The sequence below is a fragment of the Streptomyces sp. BJ20 genome, assembly GCF_022869105.1.
Classification (GTDB): Bacteria; Actinomycetota; Actinomycetes; order Streptomycetales; family Streptomycetaceae; genus Streptomyces; species Streptomyces griseoincarnatus.
In genome coordinates this window covers 1,227,476-1,242,453 of the sequence record NZ_CP094918.1, presented here as the reverse complement: position 1 = coordinate 1,242,453, position 14,978 = coordinate 1,227,476, and the positions used below count along the sequence as shown (strand labels likewise).

The window sequence follows — 14,978 nt, the reverse complement described above, 5'->3', positions numbered from 1 at the left end:
TCAAGATCCATCTGTGTCCGCCCTGGCGGACACGTGTGATCAGGCACAGGCCCGCGCGCGGGGCGCGACGGGCCCTGGTCAAGCGATGCCTGATACCGTCGGAAGAAGCGGAACCTCGCTTGTTTCCCGCCAAATCCAGCGCCGAAACACCCGCTGAGATGTGATGTGCACGACGTTGCACGGGCCCGGCCTGACCTTCTCGCGCGGGGAGGCGTAGCCTTTATTTCCGCTGTCCATCATCTTGCGAAGCGGAAGAGGGCGGTTGACGCCGTGTCGCCACAGTCCCCCAGTAACTCGAGCATCTCGACCGACACCGACCAAGCGGGAAAGAACCCCGCTGCGGCCTTCGGTGCCAACGAATGGCTCGTCGACGAGATCTACCAGCAGTACCTCCAGGACCCGAACTCGGTGGACCGAGCCTGGTGGGACTTCTTCGCCGACTACAAGCCGGGCGCTCCCGCGTCCTCGGCTCCGGCGGGTGACGCGGCCGCGGGGGCCGCGGTGACCCCCACCGCTCCGTCCCAGCCGGCCGCGCCCGCGAAGGCCCAGGCCCCCGCTCAGCCCGCCGCGCCCGCCCCGGCGGCCAAGGCCCCGGCCCAGGCGAAGGCCCCGGCCCAGCCGGCGAAGCAGGCCGCTCCCGCCGCCAAGCCGGCCCCGGCCAGGAAGGCCGAGCCCGCGGGCGAGGCCAAGAGCGGTCCCGAACAGGTCACCCTGCGCGGCCCGTCCGCCGCGGTGGCGAAGAACATGGACGCGTCGCTGGAGCTGCCCACGGCCACGTCCGTGCGCGCGGTCCCGGTGAAGCTGCTGTTCGACAACCGCATCGTCATCAACAACCACCTGAAGCGCGCGCGGGGCGGGAAGATCTCCTTCACGCACCTCATCGGCTACGCCATGGTCCAGGCCATCAAGGCCATGCCGTCGATGAACCACGCGTACGCCAAGGTGGACGGCAAGCCGACCCTGGTGAAGCCGGAGCACATCAACCTCGGCCTCGCCATCGACCTGGTCAAGCCCAACGGCGACCGCCAGCTCGTCGTCGCGGCGATCAAGAAGGCCGAGACGCTGAACTTCTTCGAGTTCTGGCAGGCCTACGAGGACATCGTCCGTCGCGCCCGCGACAACAAGCTGACGATGGACGACTTCACCGGCGTCACGGTCTCCCTGACCAACCCCGGCGGCCTCGGCACGGTCCACTCCGTGCCGCGTCTGATGCCCGGGCAGTCCGTGATCATGGGCGTCGGCGCCATGGACTACCCGGCGGAGTTCCAGGGCACCTCCCAGGACACCCTGAACAAGCTCGGCATCTCGAAGGTCATGACGCTCACGTCGACCTACGACCACCGGGTGATCCAGGGCGCCGCCTCCGGCGAGTTCCTGCGCCAGGTCGCGAACCTCCTGCTCGGCGAGAACAACTTCTACGACGAGATCTTCGAGGCCCTGCGCATCCCCTACGAGCCGGTCCGCTGGCTCAAGGACATCGACGCCAGCCACGACGACGACGTCACCAAGGCCGCCCGGGTCTTCGACCTGATCCACTCCTACCGGGTCCGCGGCCACGTCATGGCCGACACCGACCCGCTCGAGTACAAGGTCCGCAAGCACCCCGACCTGGACATCGTCGAGCACGGCCTCACCCTGTGGGACCTGGAGCGCGAGTTCGCCGTCGGCGGCTTCGCCGGCAAGTCGATGATGAAGCTGCGCGACATCCTCGGCGTGCTCCGCGACTCGTACTGCCGCACCACCGGCATCGAGTTCATGCACATCCAGGACCCCAAGCAGCGCAAGTGGATCCAGGACCGCGTCGAGCGCGGCCACACCAAGCCGGAGCGCGAGGAGCAGCTGCGCATCCTGCGCCGGCTGAACGCGGCGGAGGCCTTCGAGACCTTCCTGCAGACCAAGTACGTCGGCCAGAAGCGCTTCTCGCTGGAGGGCGGCGAGTCCGTCATCCCGCTGCTCGACGCGGTGCTGGACTCGGCCGCCGAGTCCCGTCTGGACGAGGTCGTCGTCGGCATGGCTCACCGCGGCCGCCTCAACGTCCTCGCCAACATCGTCGGCAAGTCGTACGCGCAGATCTTCCGCGAGTTCGAGGGCAACCTCGACCCGAAGTCGATGCACGGCTCCGGCGACGTGAAGTACCACCTGGGCGCCGAGGGCACCTTCACCGGCCTGGACGGCGAGCAGATCAAGGTCTCGCTGGTCGCCAACCCCTCGCACCTGGAGGCGGTCGACCCGGTCCTGGAGGGCGTCTCCCGCGCCAAGCAGGACATCATCAACAAGGGCGGCACGGACTTCACCGTCCTGCCGGTGGCCATCCACGGCGACGCGGCCTTCGCGGGCCAGGGCGTGGTGGCCGAGACCCTGAACATGTCGCAGCTGCGCGGCTACCGCACCGGCGGCACCGTGCACGTCGTCATCAACAACCAGGTCGGCTTCACCGCGGCCCCCGAGTCCTCGCGCTCCTCCATGTACGCGACGGACGTGGCCCGCATGATCGAGGCCCCGATCTTCCACGTGAACGGCGACGACCCGGAGGCGGTCGTGCGCGTCGCGCGCCTGGCCTTCGAGTTCCGCCAGGCGTTCAACAAGGACGTGGTGATCGACCTCATCTGCTACCGCCGCCGTGGTCACAACGAGTCGGACAACCCGGCCTTCACCCAGCCGCTGATGTACGACCTGATCGACAAGAAGCGCTCGGTGCGCAAGCTGTACACCGAGTCCCTCATCGGTCGCGGCGACATCACCCTGGAAGAGGCCGAGCAGGCGCTCCAGGACTACCAGGGCCAGCTGGAGAAGGTCTTCACCGAGGTCCGTGAGGCCACCTCGCAGCCGGCCACGGTCGCCCCGTCCGACCCGCAGGCCGAGTTCCCGGTCGCCGTGAACACCGCGGTGAGCACGGAGGTCGTGAAGCGGATCGCCGAGTCGCAGGTGAACATCCCCGACCACATCACCGTCCACCCGCGTCTGCTGCCGCAGCTGCAGCGCCGGGCGTCGATGGTCGAGGACGGCACCATCGACTGGGGCATGGGCGAGACCCTCGCCTTCGGCTCGCTGCTGCTGGAGGGCGTCCCGGTCCGGCTCGCCGGCCAGGACTCGCAGCGCGGCACCTTCGGCCAGCGTCACGCGGTCATCATCGACCGTGAGACGGGCGAGGAGTACACGCCGCTGCAGTACCTCTCCGAGGACCAGGCGCGGCTGAACGTCTACAACTCCCTGCTGTCCGAGTACGCGGCCATGGGCTTCGAGTACGGCTACTCGCTGGCCCGGCCGGACGCGCTCGTGCTCTGGGAGGCGCAGTTCGGCGACTTCGTCAACGGCGCGCAGACGGTCGTGGACGAGTTCATCTCGTCGGCCGAGCAGAAGTGGGCCCAGACCTCCGGTGTGGTCCTGCTCCTCCCCCACGGCTACGAGGGGCAGGGCCCGGACCACTCCTCGGCCCGCCCGGAGCGCTTCCTGCAGCTCTGCGCCCAGAACAACATGACGGTCGCCATGCCGACCTCGCCGTCGAACTACTTCCACCTCCTGCGGTGGCAGGTGCACAACCCGCACCACAAGCCGCTGGTGGTCTTCACCCCGAAGTCGATGCTGCGCCTCAAGGCCGCCGCGGCGAAGGCGGACGAGTTCACGACGGGCCAGTTCCGCCCGGTCATCGGCGACGACACGGTCGACCCGGCCGCCGTGAAGAAGGTCGTCTTCTGCGCCGGCAAGGTCTACTACGACCTGGCCGCCGAGAAGAAGAAGCGCGGCGCGGACGACACGGCGATCATCCGCATCGAGCGCCTGTACCCGCTGCCGGGTGCCGAGCTCCAGGCGGAGATCAAGAAGTACCCGAACGCCGAGAAGTACCTGTGGGCGCAGGAGGAGCCGGCGAACCAGGGTGCCTGGCCGTTCATCGCGCTCAACCTGATCGACCACCTGGACCTGGCGGTCGGCGCCGACCTGCCGCACGACGAGCGTCTGCGCCGCATCTCGCGGCCGCACAGCTCGTCGCCGGCGGTCGGCTCCGCCAAGCGCCACCAGGCCGAGCAGGAGCAGCTGGTGCGCGAGGTCTTCGAGGCCTGACCCGCGCCGGTACGCGGTACGTGAGCGGGCCGCACCCCCTTCCCGGGGGTGCGGCCCGCCGCGTTTCCCGGCACATATCCTTGACCTCATGTACTTCACGGACCGTGGCATCGAGGAACTGGAGAAGCGGCGCGGCGAGGAGGAGATCACCTTCGAGTGGCTCGCGGAACAGCTCCGCACCTTCGTCGACCTCAACCCCGACTTCGAGGTCCCGGTGGAACGCCTGGCCACATGGCTGGCCCGTCTGGACGACGAGGACGAGGACGAGTAGTCCGCTCCCCGCAGGCAGTCGCGCCCGCCGTGGCGGGACACACCTCCCCTGTCGCACACCCAAGGCACCGTTCACACGAACGTGTGCCTTGACTTTTGCCTGCCGCGATATATCGTGAATCGAGTAATACGCGATATGACGCAATGCTGCCGCATCCACGCCGAGGCGCCCGCGATCAGGAGGCCGTCCATGCCCGAGTGGTCCGTCCAGGACAAAACGAACCTCACCTTCGACGCCCCCCTGACCCGCCTCAACGTCCGCATCGTCAACGGCACGGTGAACGTCGTGGGCACGGACGACCCGGAGGCCCACCTCCAGATCTCCGACGTGGAAGGCCCACCCCTCGTCGTGACCCACGAGGACGGCGTCCTGACCGTCGCCTACGACGACCTCCCCTGGAAGGGCTTCCTCAAGTGGCTCGACCGCAAGGGCTGGCGCCGCAGCGCGGTGGTCTCCCTCGCGGTCCCCGCACAGACCCGCGTGGAGGTCGGCGTCGTCGGCGCAGGCGCCGTCGTCTCCGGCATCCGGGGCCCCGCCGCGGTGAAGGGCGTCGCGGGCGACACCACCCTCGTCGCCCTGTCGGGGCCCGTCCGCGCGGACACCGTCTCCGGCAGCGTGGAGGCCCAGTCGGTGACCGGCGACCTCCACTTCGCCTCGGTCTCGGGCGACCTCACGGTCGTCGAGGGCTCCGGCCCCTCCGTCCGGGCGGACACGGTCAGCGGCTCGATGATCGTGGACCTCGACCCCGAGGGCCCCACCGACGTCCGGCTGACCAGCGTCTCGGGCGAGATCGCCGTCCGGCTGCCCGACCCGGCGGACGCCGAGGTGGAGGCCAACACGGCGAGCGGCGCCATCTCCAACGCCTTCGACACCCTCCGGGTGCAGGGGATGTGGGGCGCCCACAAGCTCACCGGCCGCCTCGGCGCGGGCAGCGGCAAGCTGCGGGCCACCACCGTCTCCGGCTCCATCGCCCTGCTGCGCCGCCCGCCCCGCGAGGACGAGCCCGACCTGCGGGGCGGCCCGGGGGACAATGCCGGTACGACCGACAAGAAGGTGCTCTGACATGCCCCCCGTCTTCGCCCACGGACGCCTCCGCCTCTACCTGCTGAAGCTGCTCGACGAGGCCCCCCGGCACGGCTACGAGGTGATCCGCCTCCTCGAGGAGCGCTTCCAGGGGCTGTACGCGCCGTCCGCGGGCACGGTCTACCCCCGGCTGGCCAAGCTCGAGGCGGAAGGACTCGTCACCCACACCACCGAGGGCGGACGCAAGGTCTACTCGATCACCGACGCCGGCCGCGCCGAACTGGCCGACCGCAGCGGTGAGCTGGCCGACCTGGAACTGGAGATCCGCGAGTCGGTCGCCGAGCTGGCCGCCGAGATCCGGGCCGACGTCAGCGGCGCGGCGGGCGACCTGCGCCGCGAGATGCGCGCCGCGGCGGGGCGGGCCCGCCAGCCGCGCGGCGGCTCCGCGTCCGGCGGCAAGGACGCCCCCTTCGGCGACTTCGACCTCGGCGACTTCTCGATGTTCGGCGACAAGGAGGCCTGGCGGGCCGCCAAGGAGGAGATGCGCCGGGCCAAGCAGGAGTGGAAGGAGCAGGCCCGGCGCGCCAAGGACGAGAGCCGGCGCTCCCGTGAGGAGGCCCAGCGCGCCCGCCGCCAGGCCAAGGAGGCCCAGGACCGTGCGCAGGAGCAGGTGCAGCGCATCGCCCGGCAGGTCCAGGAGCAGGTGCAGGGCCACTTCGCCCGCGGCGACTGGCCGTCCGGACTGCGCGAGGGCCTGGGTGAACTGGTCAAGGAGATGGGCGACTTCGGGAAGGACTTCGGATTCGGCCGTTCGGGTTCCGCCGAGGGTCCGGACTCCCGTCCGTCGTACTCGACGACCCCTGAGGACTTCCCGGCCGGTTACGCGCCCTCCTGGGGTCATGAGAGCGCCGCGGAGTCCACGGGCGACCCGGCGCGCGACCTGGAGCGGCTGCTGGACCGCTTCCGGGACGACGTCCGGGACGCCGCGCGGGACCACGGGGTCACCGAGGAGCAGCTGCGCGACGCCCGGCGGCATCTGTCGGAGGCCGCCGCCCGCATAGGGGCGCTGCTGCGGTCGCCGAAGCCCTGACGCCGATACCCGGGCGCCGGAGCCCTGAGGGGCCCTCAGCCCGCCTTGGCCTCGCCGTCGCCGTAGAGCACGCGGGTGACCGACGCGTGGGTGACGCCGTGGTCGGCGAGGACCTCGGCGGGCAGGCCGGGGCGGGCGGTGAGGGCGAGCAGCAGATGCTCGTCGCCGATGTGGCGGTGGCCACGGGCGGTGGCGGCGCGCAGGGCGCCGGTCAGGACGTCCTTGGCCGCCCGGTCGAAGGGGCGGTGTCCCCGCCACCGGGTGCGGGCCGGCTCCGCGGACAGGGCGCCGGGGCCGTGCGTGTCCTCCACCCGGGCGACGATCTCCGGGACGTCGATGCCCAGTCCGGCGAGGGCGTCGGTCTCGGCCTGGGTGAGGCCGCCCCGCCGCCGCGCCTGCTCCAGGGCATCCCGTACGGGCTCGCGGCGTTCGTCGAGCCCGAGGGCGGTCAGGGCGAAGGAGGCGCGGCTGCCCTCCCGGTCGAGCAGGGCGAGGAGCAGGTGCTCCGTGCCGACGCGGGCCGCTCCCGTCCGTTCGGTGTGGGCGACGGCCTCCTTGACCACGTCCCGGGCATCCTTGGTGAACCGTTCGAACATCAATGCCTCCCATGCTTCTTGTGCACGGCCTGCCTGCTGATTCCGAGTTCGGTGGCGATCTCCTGCCACGACCAGCCGTGGTTGCGCGCGTTGCGCACCTGCACGGCCTCCAGCTGTTCGAGCAGCTTGCGCAGCGCGGCGACGGCCCGTAGGCCGACTCGCGGGTCGCGGTCGCCCGCCCGCTCGGCGAGATCCGTTGCCTCAGTCATGGCGTCAACTTACGTTGACACGCCTTCGTTGTCAACGATGGTTGACATGACTGCGGCCGGCCCGGAGCACCGGGCCGGCCGCGGAAGCAGGGAGGCGCAGGTCAGGGGTTGGTGAGCACGATCTTCCCGAACAGCTCGCCGGACGCCATCCGCTCGAAGCCCTCGCGGGCCCGGTCCAGGGGCAGTACCTCGTCGATGACGGGACGCACCCCGGTCGCGGCGCAGAAGGACAGCAGGTCCTCCAGCTCGTCCTTGGTGCCCATGGTGGAGCCGACGACCTTCAGCTCCAGGAAGAAGATGCGGGTCAGCTCGGCGTGCGAGGGCCGGTCGCCACTGGTGGCGCCGGAGATCACCAGCGTGCCGCCGGGGCGCAGCGACTTCACCGAGTGGGACCAGGTGGCCGCGCCCACGGTCTCGATCACCGCGTCGACCCGCTGCGGCAGCCGCGCGCCGGGCTCGACGGCCTCCACGGCGCCCAGCTCCAGCGCCCGCTTGCGCTTGGCCTCGTCCCGGCTGGTGGCGAAGACCCGCAGCCCCGCCGCCTTGCCGAGGACGATCGCGGCGGTCGCGACCCCGCCGCCGGCGCCCTGCACGAGCACGGAGTCACCGGGGCGCACGCCCGCGTTGGTGAACAGCATCCGGTACGCGGTCAGCCAGGCCGTGGGCAGGCAGGCCGCCTCCTCGAAGGACAGCTCCTTCGGCTTGGGCAGGATGTTCCAGGTCGGCACGGAGACCTGCTCGGCGAAGGTGCCCTGGTAGCGCTCGGTCAGGATGGAGCGGGGCTCCCGGGGTCCCACGCCGTGACCGGTCTGGCCGATCACCGAGTGGAGGACGACCTCGTTGCCGTCCTCGTCGATCCCCGCTGCGTCGCAGCCGAGGATCATCGGCAGCTTGTCCTCCGCGAGGCCGACGCCGCGCAGGGACCAGAGGTCGTGGTGGTTGAGGGAGGCGGCCTTGACCGTGACGGTGCTCCAGCCCGGACGGGACTCGGGAGCGGGTCGCTCTCCCGACTCCAGCCCCGTGAGCGGCTGGTCGCGGTCGATTCGGGCGGCGTAGACAGCGAACATGACCTTGACGATAGGTTCCGCGCCCCGCCTAAGGAACCGTGCCCCCCTGTGACACACGCCCTCTTGCGCCGGACCGGGGCCCTCACGAAAGAACCCCGGACATGCGTGAGCCCCGCCCACGGCGCGGACGGGGCCCTCACATCTGTGCGCTCAGCGCCGCGCGACGCCCTCCGCCCGGGCGGCCGCGGCCACGGCGGCCGTCACCGCGGGGGCGACCCGCTCGTCGAACGGGGACGGGATGACGTAGTCGGCGGCGAGGTCGTCACCGACGACGGCGGCCAGCGCCTCGGCCGCGGCGAGCTTCATGCCCTCGGTGATCCGCGAGGCCCGCACCTGGAGCGCGCCGGCGAAGATGCCGGGGAACGCCAGGACGTTGTTGATCTGGTTCGGGAAGTCCGACCGGCCGGTGGCCACGACGGCCGCGTACTTGTGCGCGACCTCCGGGTGCACCTCCGGGTTCGGGTTGGCCATGGCGAAGACGAACGCACCCTCCGCCATCGACGCCACGGCGGGCTCGGGGACCGTGCCGCCGGAGACGCCGATGAAGACGTCGGCGCCTGCCAGCGCGGACTCCAGCGTGCCGGAGATCCCGGCCTTGTTGGTGAACGACGCCAGTTCCGCCTTGATCGGCGTGAGGTCCTCGCGGTCCCGCGAGACCACGCCCTTGCGGTCGGCCACCGCGACGTCCCCGATGCCGGCCTCGACCAGCATCTTGGCGATCGCGACACCCGCCGCGCCCGCTCCGGAGATCACCGCCCGCAGCTCGCCCAGCGGACGTCCGCTGAGCCGCGCCGCGTTCCGCAGGGCCGCCAGCGTCACGACCGCCGTGCCGTGCTGGTCGTCGTGGAAGACCGGGATGTCCAGGCGCTCCTGGAGCCGCCGCTCGATCTCGAAGCACCGCGGCGCCGAGATGTCCTCGAGGTTCACCCCGCCGAAGGAGGGGGCGAGCCGGACCACGGTCTCGACGATCTCGTCGACGTCGGTGCAGTTCAGCGCGAGCGGGACCGCGTCCACGCCGCCGAACTGCTTGAAGAGGATGGCCTTGCCCTCCATCACCGGGAGGGAGGCCTCGGGGCCGATGTCACCGAGCCCCAGCACGGCCGTGCCGTCGGTCACGACGGCGACGACCGAGGACTTCCACGTGTAGTCGTGGACCAGCTCCGGCTGCTCGGCGATCGCGCTGCACACCTTCGCGACGCCGGGCGTGTACGCCAGGGACAGGTCGTCCTTGTCACGGACCGGCACGGTGGCCTGCACGGCCATCTTGCCGCCGCGGTGCAGCGCGAACGCCGGGTCGAAGGACTCCAGGGGCTCTGCCCCGCCGTCCCGCTCGGAAGCGTCCCGGTTCTCGCTGTCGCTGCGAGGATTGACAATCTCCGCTGCCACTTGGTTTTACCCCTTAAGTGTTCATTGTTTGAGGGTTGCCACTCCTGGTGAGGGGTGGGCGGGACCGCGCCAGGCCCGGAGGGGTTGATGCGTACGGGCCGAACACGACGGGCGCGCCGCACACGCGCCCTGAGCCCCGGATGAGGGGTGTAAAGAACCTTCTTACCGGACGGACGCGGTCGGCGACGAGTCCATAACGCGAAGGTCACATGCCGACGCCATGAAGCATCGTCCGATATCAGGACAAGACCTGGACGAAGTCCCAGCAAGCCCGCAAGTACCCCTCCGGCTCGGCGGGTCGCCCGCTCAACAGGCATATCGGCGAAGATCTTGCGGCCGGAATGAAGGATTCCCGGAGAGTCTGCGGTCGCGTTGTACCCAAGTGGCCGGGTTCGAGGGCCCGCCGTTATCCGATTTTGACATCGCAAGCCCCCTGAACGGTCCAATCCGAATGGCAAGATGCGGTAATCACACGAGGTCGCGGCACTCGAAGGTGTGTGCCCTTGTCGACCCCGCGGCGATACCGACAGGCAGTCGCCGGCCCCATCGGCACTCCACCCATCCGCCGGAGGAATCCACCATGACCGCAAGCACCACCCGTCGTACCACCGCCGCGCGCTCACGGATTGCAGCGGTCGGCGCGATCGCGGTCGCAGGCGCACTGCTTCTCACCGGCTGCGGTGACCAGACCGAAGGCAGCGGAGGCTCGGACACCAAGGGATCGGGCAAGACCAACTCCGCCCCGCTGTTCGACAAGCTGCCCAAGGACATCCAGGACGCCGGCGTCCTGAAGGCGGGCACGAACGCCGAGTACGCCCCGATGGAGTTCCAGGAGGGCGGCAAGATCGTCGGCGTCGACCCCGACATCGCCGCCGCGCTGGGCGAGAAGCTGGGTGTCGAGGTCGAGTTCACCTCCGGCAATTTCGACGGCCTGATCACCGCGCTGAACTCGGGCCGCTACGACATCGCGATGTCGTCCATCACGGACAACAAGCAGCGCCAGGAGGGTCTGGACGACAAGGGCAAGAAGCTCGGTCCGGGCGTCGACTTCGTCGACTACTTCGTGGCCGGCACCGCCGTGTACGTCCAGAAGGGCAACCCCAAGGGGATCAACTCCATCGAGGACCTCTGCGGTCAGCCGGCCGCCGTGCAGCGCGGCACCACGTACGAGAAGGCGCTGCAGGACCAGTCCAAGAAGTGCACGGACGCCGGCAAGAAGGCGATCAAGATCCAGCCGTTCGAGAACGACACCGAGGCGCAGACCCGTGTGAAGTCCGGCGGCGCGGTGGCCGGTGTGAACGACTACCCGGTCGCGGTCGATCTGGTCCGCAAGGCCGACAACGGCAACGCCTTCGAGATCGTCGGCGAGCAGGTGGACGCCGGTCCGTTCGGCATCGCGGTCAACAAGGACAACAAGCAGCTCACGGAGGCCCTGGAGGCCGCCGTCAACGCCATCATCGAGGACGGCACGTACAAGAAGATCCTCGAGAAGTGGGGCGCCGAGACCGGCGCCATCGACAAGGCCGTGATCAACGGCGGCAAGTGACGGTCCCGGGCACGACTGAAGGGCAGTCACAGTGACCGACAAACTCGACAAGGGGACGGACGGCGCCCGACCGGCGGCCACCGTCTCCAAGGACGAAGGGCCCGCCCCCGTGGCGCCCGCGGTGATCAAGGCCATCCCGGTCCGTCACTACGGCCGCTACGTGAGCGCCGTCGTCGTGCTGGCCCTGGTGGGCCTGCTGATCAACGCCTTCGCCACCGCTGAGAAGATCCAGTGGCAGGCCGTCGGCGACTACGTCTTCGACGGCACCGTGCTGGCCGGCGCCGGCCGCACCCTGCTGATCAGCGTCCTGGCCATGGTCATGGGCGTGGTCCTCGGCGTGGTCCTCGCCGTGATGCGCATGTCGAAGAACCCGGTGACCAGCTGGGTCGCCTGGGCGTACATCTGGTTCTTCCGCGGCACCCCGGTCTACGTGCAGCTGCTGCTGTGGTTCAACCTGGCGCTGATCTTCCCGGTGCTGAACCTCGGTCCGCTGTACAAGGACGAGATGGTCGACGTCATGACGCCGTTCATGGCGGCCCTGCTGGGTCTCGGCCTGAACGAGGCGGCGTACATGGCGGAGATCTGCCGTGCAGGCCTGCAGTCCGTCGACGACGGCCAGACCGAGGCGGCGCACGCGCTCGGAATGAGCCACGGCAAGACGCTGCGGCGCATCGTGATTCCACAGGCGATGCGGGTGATCGTGCCGCCGACCGGCAACGAGTTCCTCAACATGCTGAAGACCTCGTCGCTGGTGTACGCCGTGACCTACAACGAACTGCTGCGTGCCACCTCAACGATCGGCTCCACGTCGTACGCCGTGATGGAGATGCTGTTCGTGGCGTGCGTCTGGTATCTGGTCATCACCAGTGTGTTCAGCGTCGGCCAGTACTACCTGGAGCGCCGTTTCGCGCGCGGCTCGTCCCGGAACCTGCCCGCGACCCCGTGGCAGAAGATCAAGGCCAACATGATGGCCTTCAGCCGCGAGAGGAGCAGCACGGTATGACGGCCATGGTGAAGGCCGAGGGCGTCCACAAGTCCTTCGGCGGTGTGCAGGTCCTCAAGGGCATCGACCTGGAGGTCGAGCAGGGCGAGGTGTTCTGCCTCATCGGCCCCTCCGGCTCGGGCAAGTCGACCTTCCTGCGGTGCATCAACCACCTGGAGAAGATCAACGCCGGCCGGCTCTACGTCGACGGCGAGCTGGTGGGCTACCGCCAGAAGGGCGACAAGCTCTACGAGCTGAAGGACAGCGAGGTCGCCCAGCAGCGCCGGGACATCGGCATGGTCTTCCAGCGCTTCAACCTGTTCCCGCACATGACGGCCGTCGAGAACGTCATGGAGGCGCCGGTCCAGGTCAAGGGCCTCAACCGGTCCGCGGCCCGGCAGCGGGCGCTCGAGCTGCTGGACCGGGTGGGCCTCGGCGACAAGGCCGGGAACTACCCCTCCCAGCTCTCCGGCGGCCAGCAGCAGCGGGTGGCGATCGCCCGGGCGCTCGCCATGGACCCGAAGCTGATGCTGTTCGACGAGCCGACCTCGGCGCTCGACCCGGAGCTGGTCGGTGACGTCCTCGACGTCATGCGCGACCTGGCCGAGTCGGGCATGACGATGATCGTCGTCACCCACGAGATGGGCTTCGCCCGCGAGGTGGGCGACAGCCTGGTGTTCATGGACGGCGGTGTGGTGGTCGAGTCCGGCCACCCGCGCGAGGTGCTGACCGACCCGCAGCACGAGCGCACCAAGTCGTTCCTGTCCAAGGTCCTCTGACCTCGGCGCCCGCTCGGCCAAGGGGCGGTACGGATTCCTCCGTACCGCCCCTTCCGCGTGTTCCGGGCCCGCTACTTCAGCGCCAGCAGCAGCGTGTCCGACGGCGAGCACCACACCGGGCGGGCCTCCGCGAAGCCCGCCTCGCGCAGGACGCGCGCGTGCCACGCAGGGGACGGCATGTCGCCGTCGGCGTGCTCGCCGTAGATCTCGAAGCGGCGGGCGGTGGGGCCGGCGAGGACGGGGTCCTTCGCGGCGAGCTGCCACCATTCCGACCAGTCGAGGGCGCCCCGCTCCTTGGCCCGGTCCATGTGGGCGTGGCGCTGGGCCCGCTCGGCGGCGTTGATCCGGGGGGTGGTCTCGTCGATCATGTGGTCGGCGTTCATGAAGACGCCGCCCTCGCGGACCAGGCCCGCGAGGTGTCCGTAGAGGTCCGCGAGGGGTTCCCGGTGCAGCCAGTGCAGGGCCGTCGCGGTGAGCACGGCGTCGTAGGAGTCGTGCGGGAGCTGTGTGGCCCAGCCGGGGTCCTTGAGGTCGGCGGTGACGAAGGTGACCCGCTCGTCGCCCGCGAAGGTGCCCTCGGCGATGGCGAGCAGCGCCGGGTCGAGGTCGACGCCGGTGCTGGTGGCTTCGGGGAAGCGGTCGAGCAGCCGGGCGGTGATGCTGCCGGTGCCGCAGGCCAGGTCGAGGACGCGCGGGGCGGTGCCGACGAGGGCCTCCACCATGTCGAGCATGACCCGGAAGCGTTCCTCCCGGTCGGGCATGTACCACTCCTGCTGTCGGTCCCAGCTCTCCTGCCAGGCCTGCCAGTCGGCGCCGGCCGTGGTGGTGTGCGAGTCCGTCATGGCCCCTCCCTCGCGGTGCACTCCGTAATACCCTGGACGCACGATCGTCTGTTACCCGACCGCACGCACGACCATAGAGCCCCTGCGTAAGGACTACAAGTGGAACTGGCCTATTACTCGGACTACGCCGTACGTCTCGTGAACACCGAGGAGCCGGTCCGGGGCACGGACGTGCTCACCTCGGTCGAGGCCGTGCGGGACCTGTTCGGCGGCAACCGGTCGGCCGCCCGGCGGGCCACCGAGGCGGACGTGACGCGGTTCCGCTCGGTCCGGGCCAGGCTCCGGTCGGTCTTCGCGGCGGCCGACGACGGCGACGAGACCCTCGCCGTGGACCTGCTGAACTCCCTGCTGCTGGAGTTCCCGGTGAGCCCGCAGATCTCCGGCCACGACTTCCGCGACGACGACGGCCGTCCGCTGTGGCACATGCACCTGGCCGACCACCCGTCCAACGCGACCGCCGGGTACGCCGCGATCGCCGCGATGGGCCTGGCCTTCCACCTCACCGAGTACGGCGTCGACCGCCTCGGTCTGTGCGAGGCGGCGCCCTGCCGCAACGCCTACCTGGACACCTCGACCAACCGCTCCCGGCGTTACTGCTCGGACCGCTGCGCCACCCGTGCGAACGTGGCCGCCTACCGGGCCCGCAAACGCCTGGAGGCGGACCGGTCGGAGAGCACGGGACGGGCCGACGTCAGCAGCCAGACCAGCAGCCCAAGCGGCGACCGCCGGGCCGTGGAGCGCGGCCGGTAGCGGAAACGGACCCGGCCCAGCACCAGCTCGTCGGGGACGACGCCGTAGTCGGTGCTGTCGCCGCCCGCGTAGGCGTTGTCCCCGAGCACCCACCAGCCGCCGTCGCGCCGCTCGGCCGCCCGCTTCACGACCAGCAGGTCCTGCTGGAACGGATGACGCAGCACGATCACGTCGCCGCGTCTCACCCGCGCCCCGTAGTGGACCAGGAGCCGGTCCCCGTGGCGCAGCGTGGGCACCATCGACGGCCCGGTCACCTCGGCCACCCCGAAGGGCAGCGGCGCCCTCACCCGCTCGGCGTCCTGCGACAGCTCCGGCATCTCCCGGCACCTCCCCGGTTCTTCTCCCACCAGTCTCAGTCTGACCCCGGACTTTTGTCCT

General features: G+C 70.1%; 14 protein-coding genes. 8 read left to right on the top strand and 6 right to left on the bottom strand.

Going from position 1 to position 14,978, the window contains the following annotated elements; all coding sequences use genetic code 11:
- The first annotated feature begins 270 nt into the window (after nt 1–270).
- The 4 genes from MTR79_RS05870 (at nt 271) to MTR79_RS05855 (ending at nt 6,443) form a co-directional block, all read left to right on the top strand.
- Nucleotides 271–4,059, top strand: coding sequence for a multifunctional oxoglutarate decarboxylase/oxoglutarate dehydrogenase thiamine pyrophosphate-binding subunit/dihydrolipoyllysine-residue succinyltransferase subunit (locus MTR79_RS05870; protein ID WP_244789443.1), 3,789 nt, complete (start codon nt 271–273; stop codon nt 4,057–4,059).
- 88 nt (nt 4,060–4,147) lie between these two features.
- Complete coding sequence (locus tag MTR79_RS05865; protein WP_014176503.1) at nt 4,148–4,330, top strand: DUF6104 family protein; 183 nt, start codon at nt 4,148–4,150, stop codon at nt 4,328–4,330.
- Between the two features lie 189 nt (nt 4,331–4,519).
- Nucleotides 4,520–5,392, top strand: a complete 873-nt coding sequence (locus tag MTR79_RS05860; RefSeq protein ID WP_244789441.1) for a DUF4097 family beta strand repeat-containing protein — start codon at nt 4,520–4,522, stop codon at nt 5,390–5,392.
- A gap of 1 nt (nt 5,393) precedes the next feature.
- Complete coding sequence (locus MTR79_RS05855) at nt 5,394–6,443, top strand: PadR family transcriptional regulator (protein WP_244789439.1); 1,050 nt, start codon at nt 5,394–5,396, stop codon at nt 6,441–6,443.
- A 35-nt stretch (nt 6,444–6,478) separates the two neighbouring features.
- On the opposite strand, the gene MTR79_RS05850 is transcribed toward MTR79_RS05855, so the two are convergent.
- From MTR79_RS05850 to MTR79_RS05835, 4 genes are all read right to left on the bottom strand, one after another.
- On the bottom strand, nt 6,479–7,039 hold the full coding sequence (locus MTR79_RS05850; RefSeq protein WP_048455670.1) for a Clp protease N-terminal domain-containing protein: 561 nt from the start codon (nt 7,037–7,039) through the stop codon (nt 6,479–6,481).
- A complete protein-coding gene (locus MTR79_RS05845; RefSeq protein ID WP_033272022.1) occupies nt 7,039–7,248 on the bottom strand; it encodes an HTH domain-containing protein in 210 nt (69 codons plus the stop codon). Before MTR79_RS05845 ends, MTR79_RS05850 begins: the two co-directional genes overlap by 1 nt.
- Nucleotides 7,249–7,349: 101 nt before the next feature.
- A complete protein-coding gene (locus MTR79_RS05840; RefSeq protein ID WP_114874782.1) occupies nt 7,350–8,315 on the bottom strand; it encodes a zinc-binding dehydrogenase in 966 nt (321 codons plus the stop codon).
- Nucleotides 8,316–8,465: 150 nt separating this feature from the next.
- A complete protein-coding gene (locus MTR79_RS05835; RefSeq protein ID WP_048455672.1) occupies nt 8,466–9,701 on the bottom strand; it encodes an NADP-dependent malic enzyme in 1,236 nt (411 codons plus the stop codon).
- Nucleotides 9,702–10,281: 580 nt separating this feature from the next.
- On the opposite strand from MTR79_RS05835, the gene MTR79_RS05830 reads away from it, so the two are divergent.
- The 3 genes from MTR79_RS05830 to MTR79_RS05820 are packed head-to-tail and all read left to right on the top strand — an operon-like array spanning nt 10,282 to nt 13,008.
- Entirely contained in the window at nt 10,282–11,247 is a 966-nt protein-coding gene (locus MTR79_RS05830; RefSeq protein WP_189364228.1) for an ABC transporter substrate-binding protein, read from the top strand.
- A 31-nt stretch (nt 11,248–11,278) separates the two neighbouring features.
- Nucleotides 11,279–12,250, top strand: coding sequence for an amino acid ABC transporter permease (locus MTR79_RS05825; RefSeq protein WP_122213537.1), 972 nt, complete (start codon nt 11,279–11,281; stop codon nt 12,248–12,250).
- Complete coding sequence (locus MTR79_RS05820) at nt 12,247–13,008, top strand: amino acid ABC transporter ATP-binding protein (protein ID WP_048455675.1); 762 nt, start codon at nt 12,247–12,249, stop codon at nt 13,006–13,008. The genes MTR79_RS05825 and MTR79_RS05820 overlap by 4 nt, the downstream gene beginning before the upstream one ends.
- A 71-nt stretch (nt 13,009–13,079) precedes the next feature.
- Here MTR79_RS05820 and MTR79_RS05815 read toward each other — a convergent pair whose 3' ends face one another.
- Entirely contained in the window at nt 13,080–13,850 is a 771-nt protein-coding gene (locus MTR79_RS05815) for a class I SAM-dependent methyltransferase (RefSeq protein WP_189364229.1), read from the bottom strand.
- Between the two features lie 99 nt (nt 13,851–13,949).
- Between MTR79_RS05815 and MTR79_RS05810 the strand changes: the two genes are divergently transcribed.
- Complete coding sequence (locus MTR79_RS05810) at nt 13,950–14,600, top strand: CGNR zinc finger domain-containing protein (protein WP_122213535.1); 651 nt, start codon at nt 13,950–13,952, stop codon at nt 14,598–14,600.
- Here MTR79_RS05810 and sodX read toward each other — a convergent pair.
- Nucleotides 14,483–14,917, bottom strand: a complete 435-nt coding sequence (gene sodX / locus MTR79_RS05805) for a nickel-type superoxide dismutase maturation protease (RefSeq protein ID WP_078894965.1) — start codon at nt 14,915–14,917, stop codon at nt 14,483–14,485. The genes MTR79_RS05810 and sodX overlap by 118 nt on opposite strands.
- Between the last annotated feature and the right edge of the window lie 61 nt (nt 14,918–14,978).

Bases quoted from the DNA above. Each gene is read 5' to 3' on its own strand.
- MTR79_RS05865 (WP_014176503.1), top strand. From the start codon at position 4,148: ATGTACTTCACGGACCGTGGCATCGAGGAACTGGAGAAGCGGCGCGGC.
- MTR79_RS05860 (WP_244789441.1), top strand. From the start codon at position 4,520: ATGCCCGAGTGGTCCGTCCAGGACAAAACGAACCTCACCTTCGACGCC.
- MTR79_RS05855 (WP_244789439.1), top strand. From the start codon at position 5,394: ATGCCCCCCGTCTTCGCCCACGGACGCCTCCGCCTCTACCTGCTGAAG.
- MTR79_RS05850 (WP_048455670.1), bottom strand. From the start codon at position 7,039: ATGTTCGAACGGTTCACCAAGGATGCCCGGGACGTGGTCAAGGAGGCC.
- MTR79_RS05845 (WP_033272022.1), bottom strand. From the start codon at position 7,248: ATGACTGAGGCAACGGATCTCGCCGAGCGGGCGGGCGACCGCGACCCG.
- MTR79_RS05840 (WP_114874782.1), bottom strand. From the start codon at position 8,315: ATGTTCGCTGTCTACGCCGCCCGAATCGACCGCGACCAGCCGCTCACG.
- MTR79_RS05830 (WP_189364228.1), top strand. From the start codon at position 10,282: ATGACCGCAAGCACCACCCGTCGTACCACCGCCGCGCGCTCACGGATT.
- MTR79_RS05820 (WP_048455675.1), top strand. From the start codon at position 12,247: ATGACGGCCATGGTGAAGGCCGAGGGCGTCCACAAGTCCTTCGGCGGT.
- MTR79_RS05815 (WP_189364229.1), bottom strand. From the start codon at position 13,850: ATGACGGACTCGCACACCACCACGGCCGGCGCCGACTGGCAGGCCTGG.
- sodX (WP_078894965.1), bottom strand. From the start codon at position 14,917: ATGCCGGAGCTGTCGCAGGACGCCGAGCGGGTGAGGGCGCCGCTGCCC.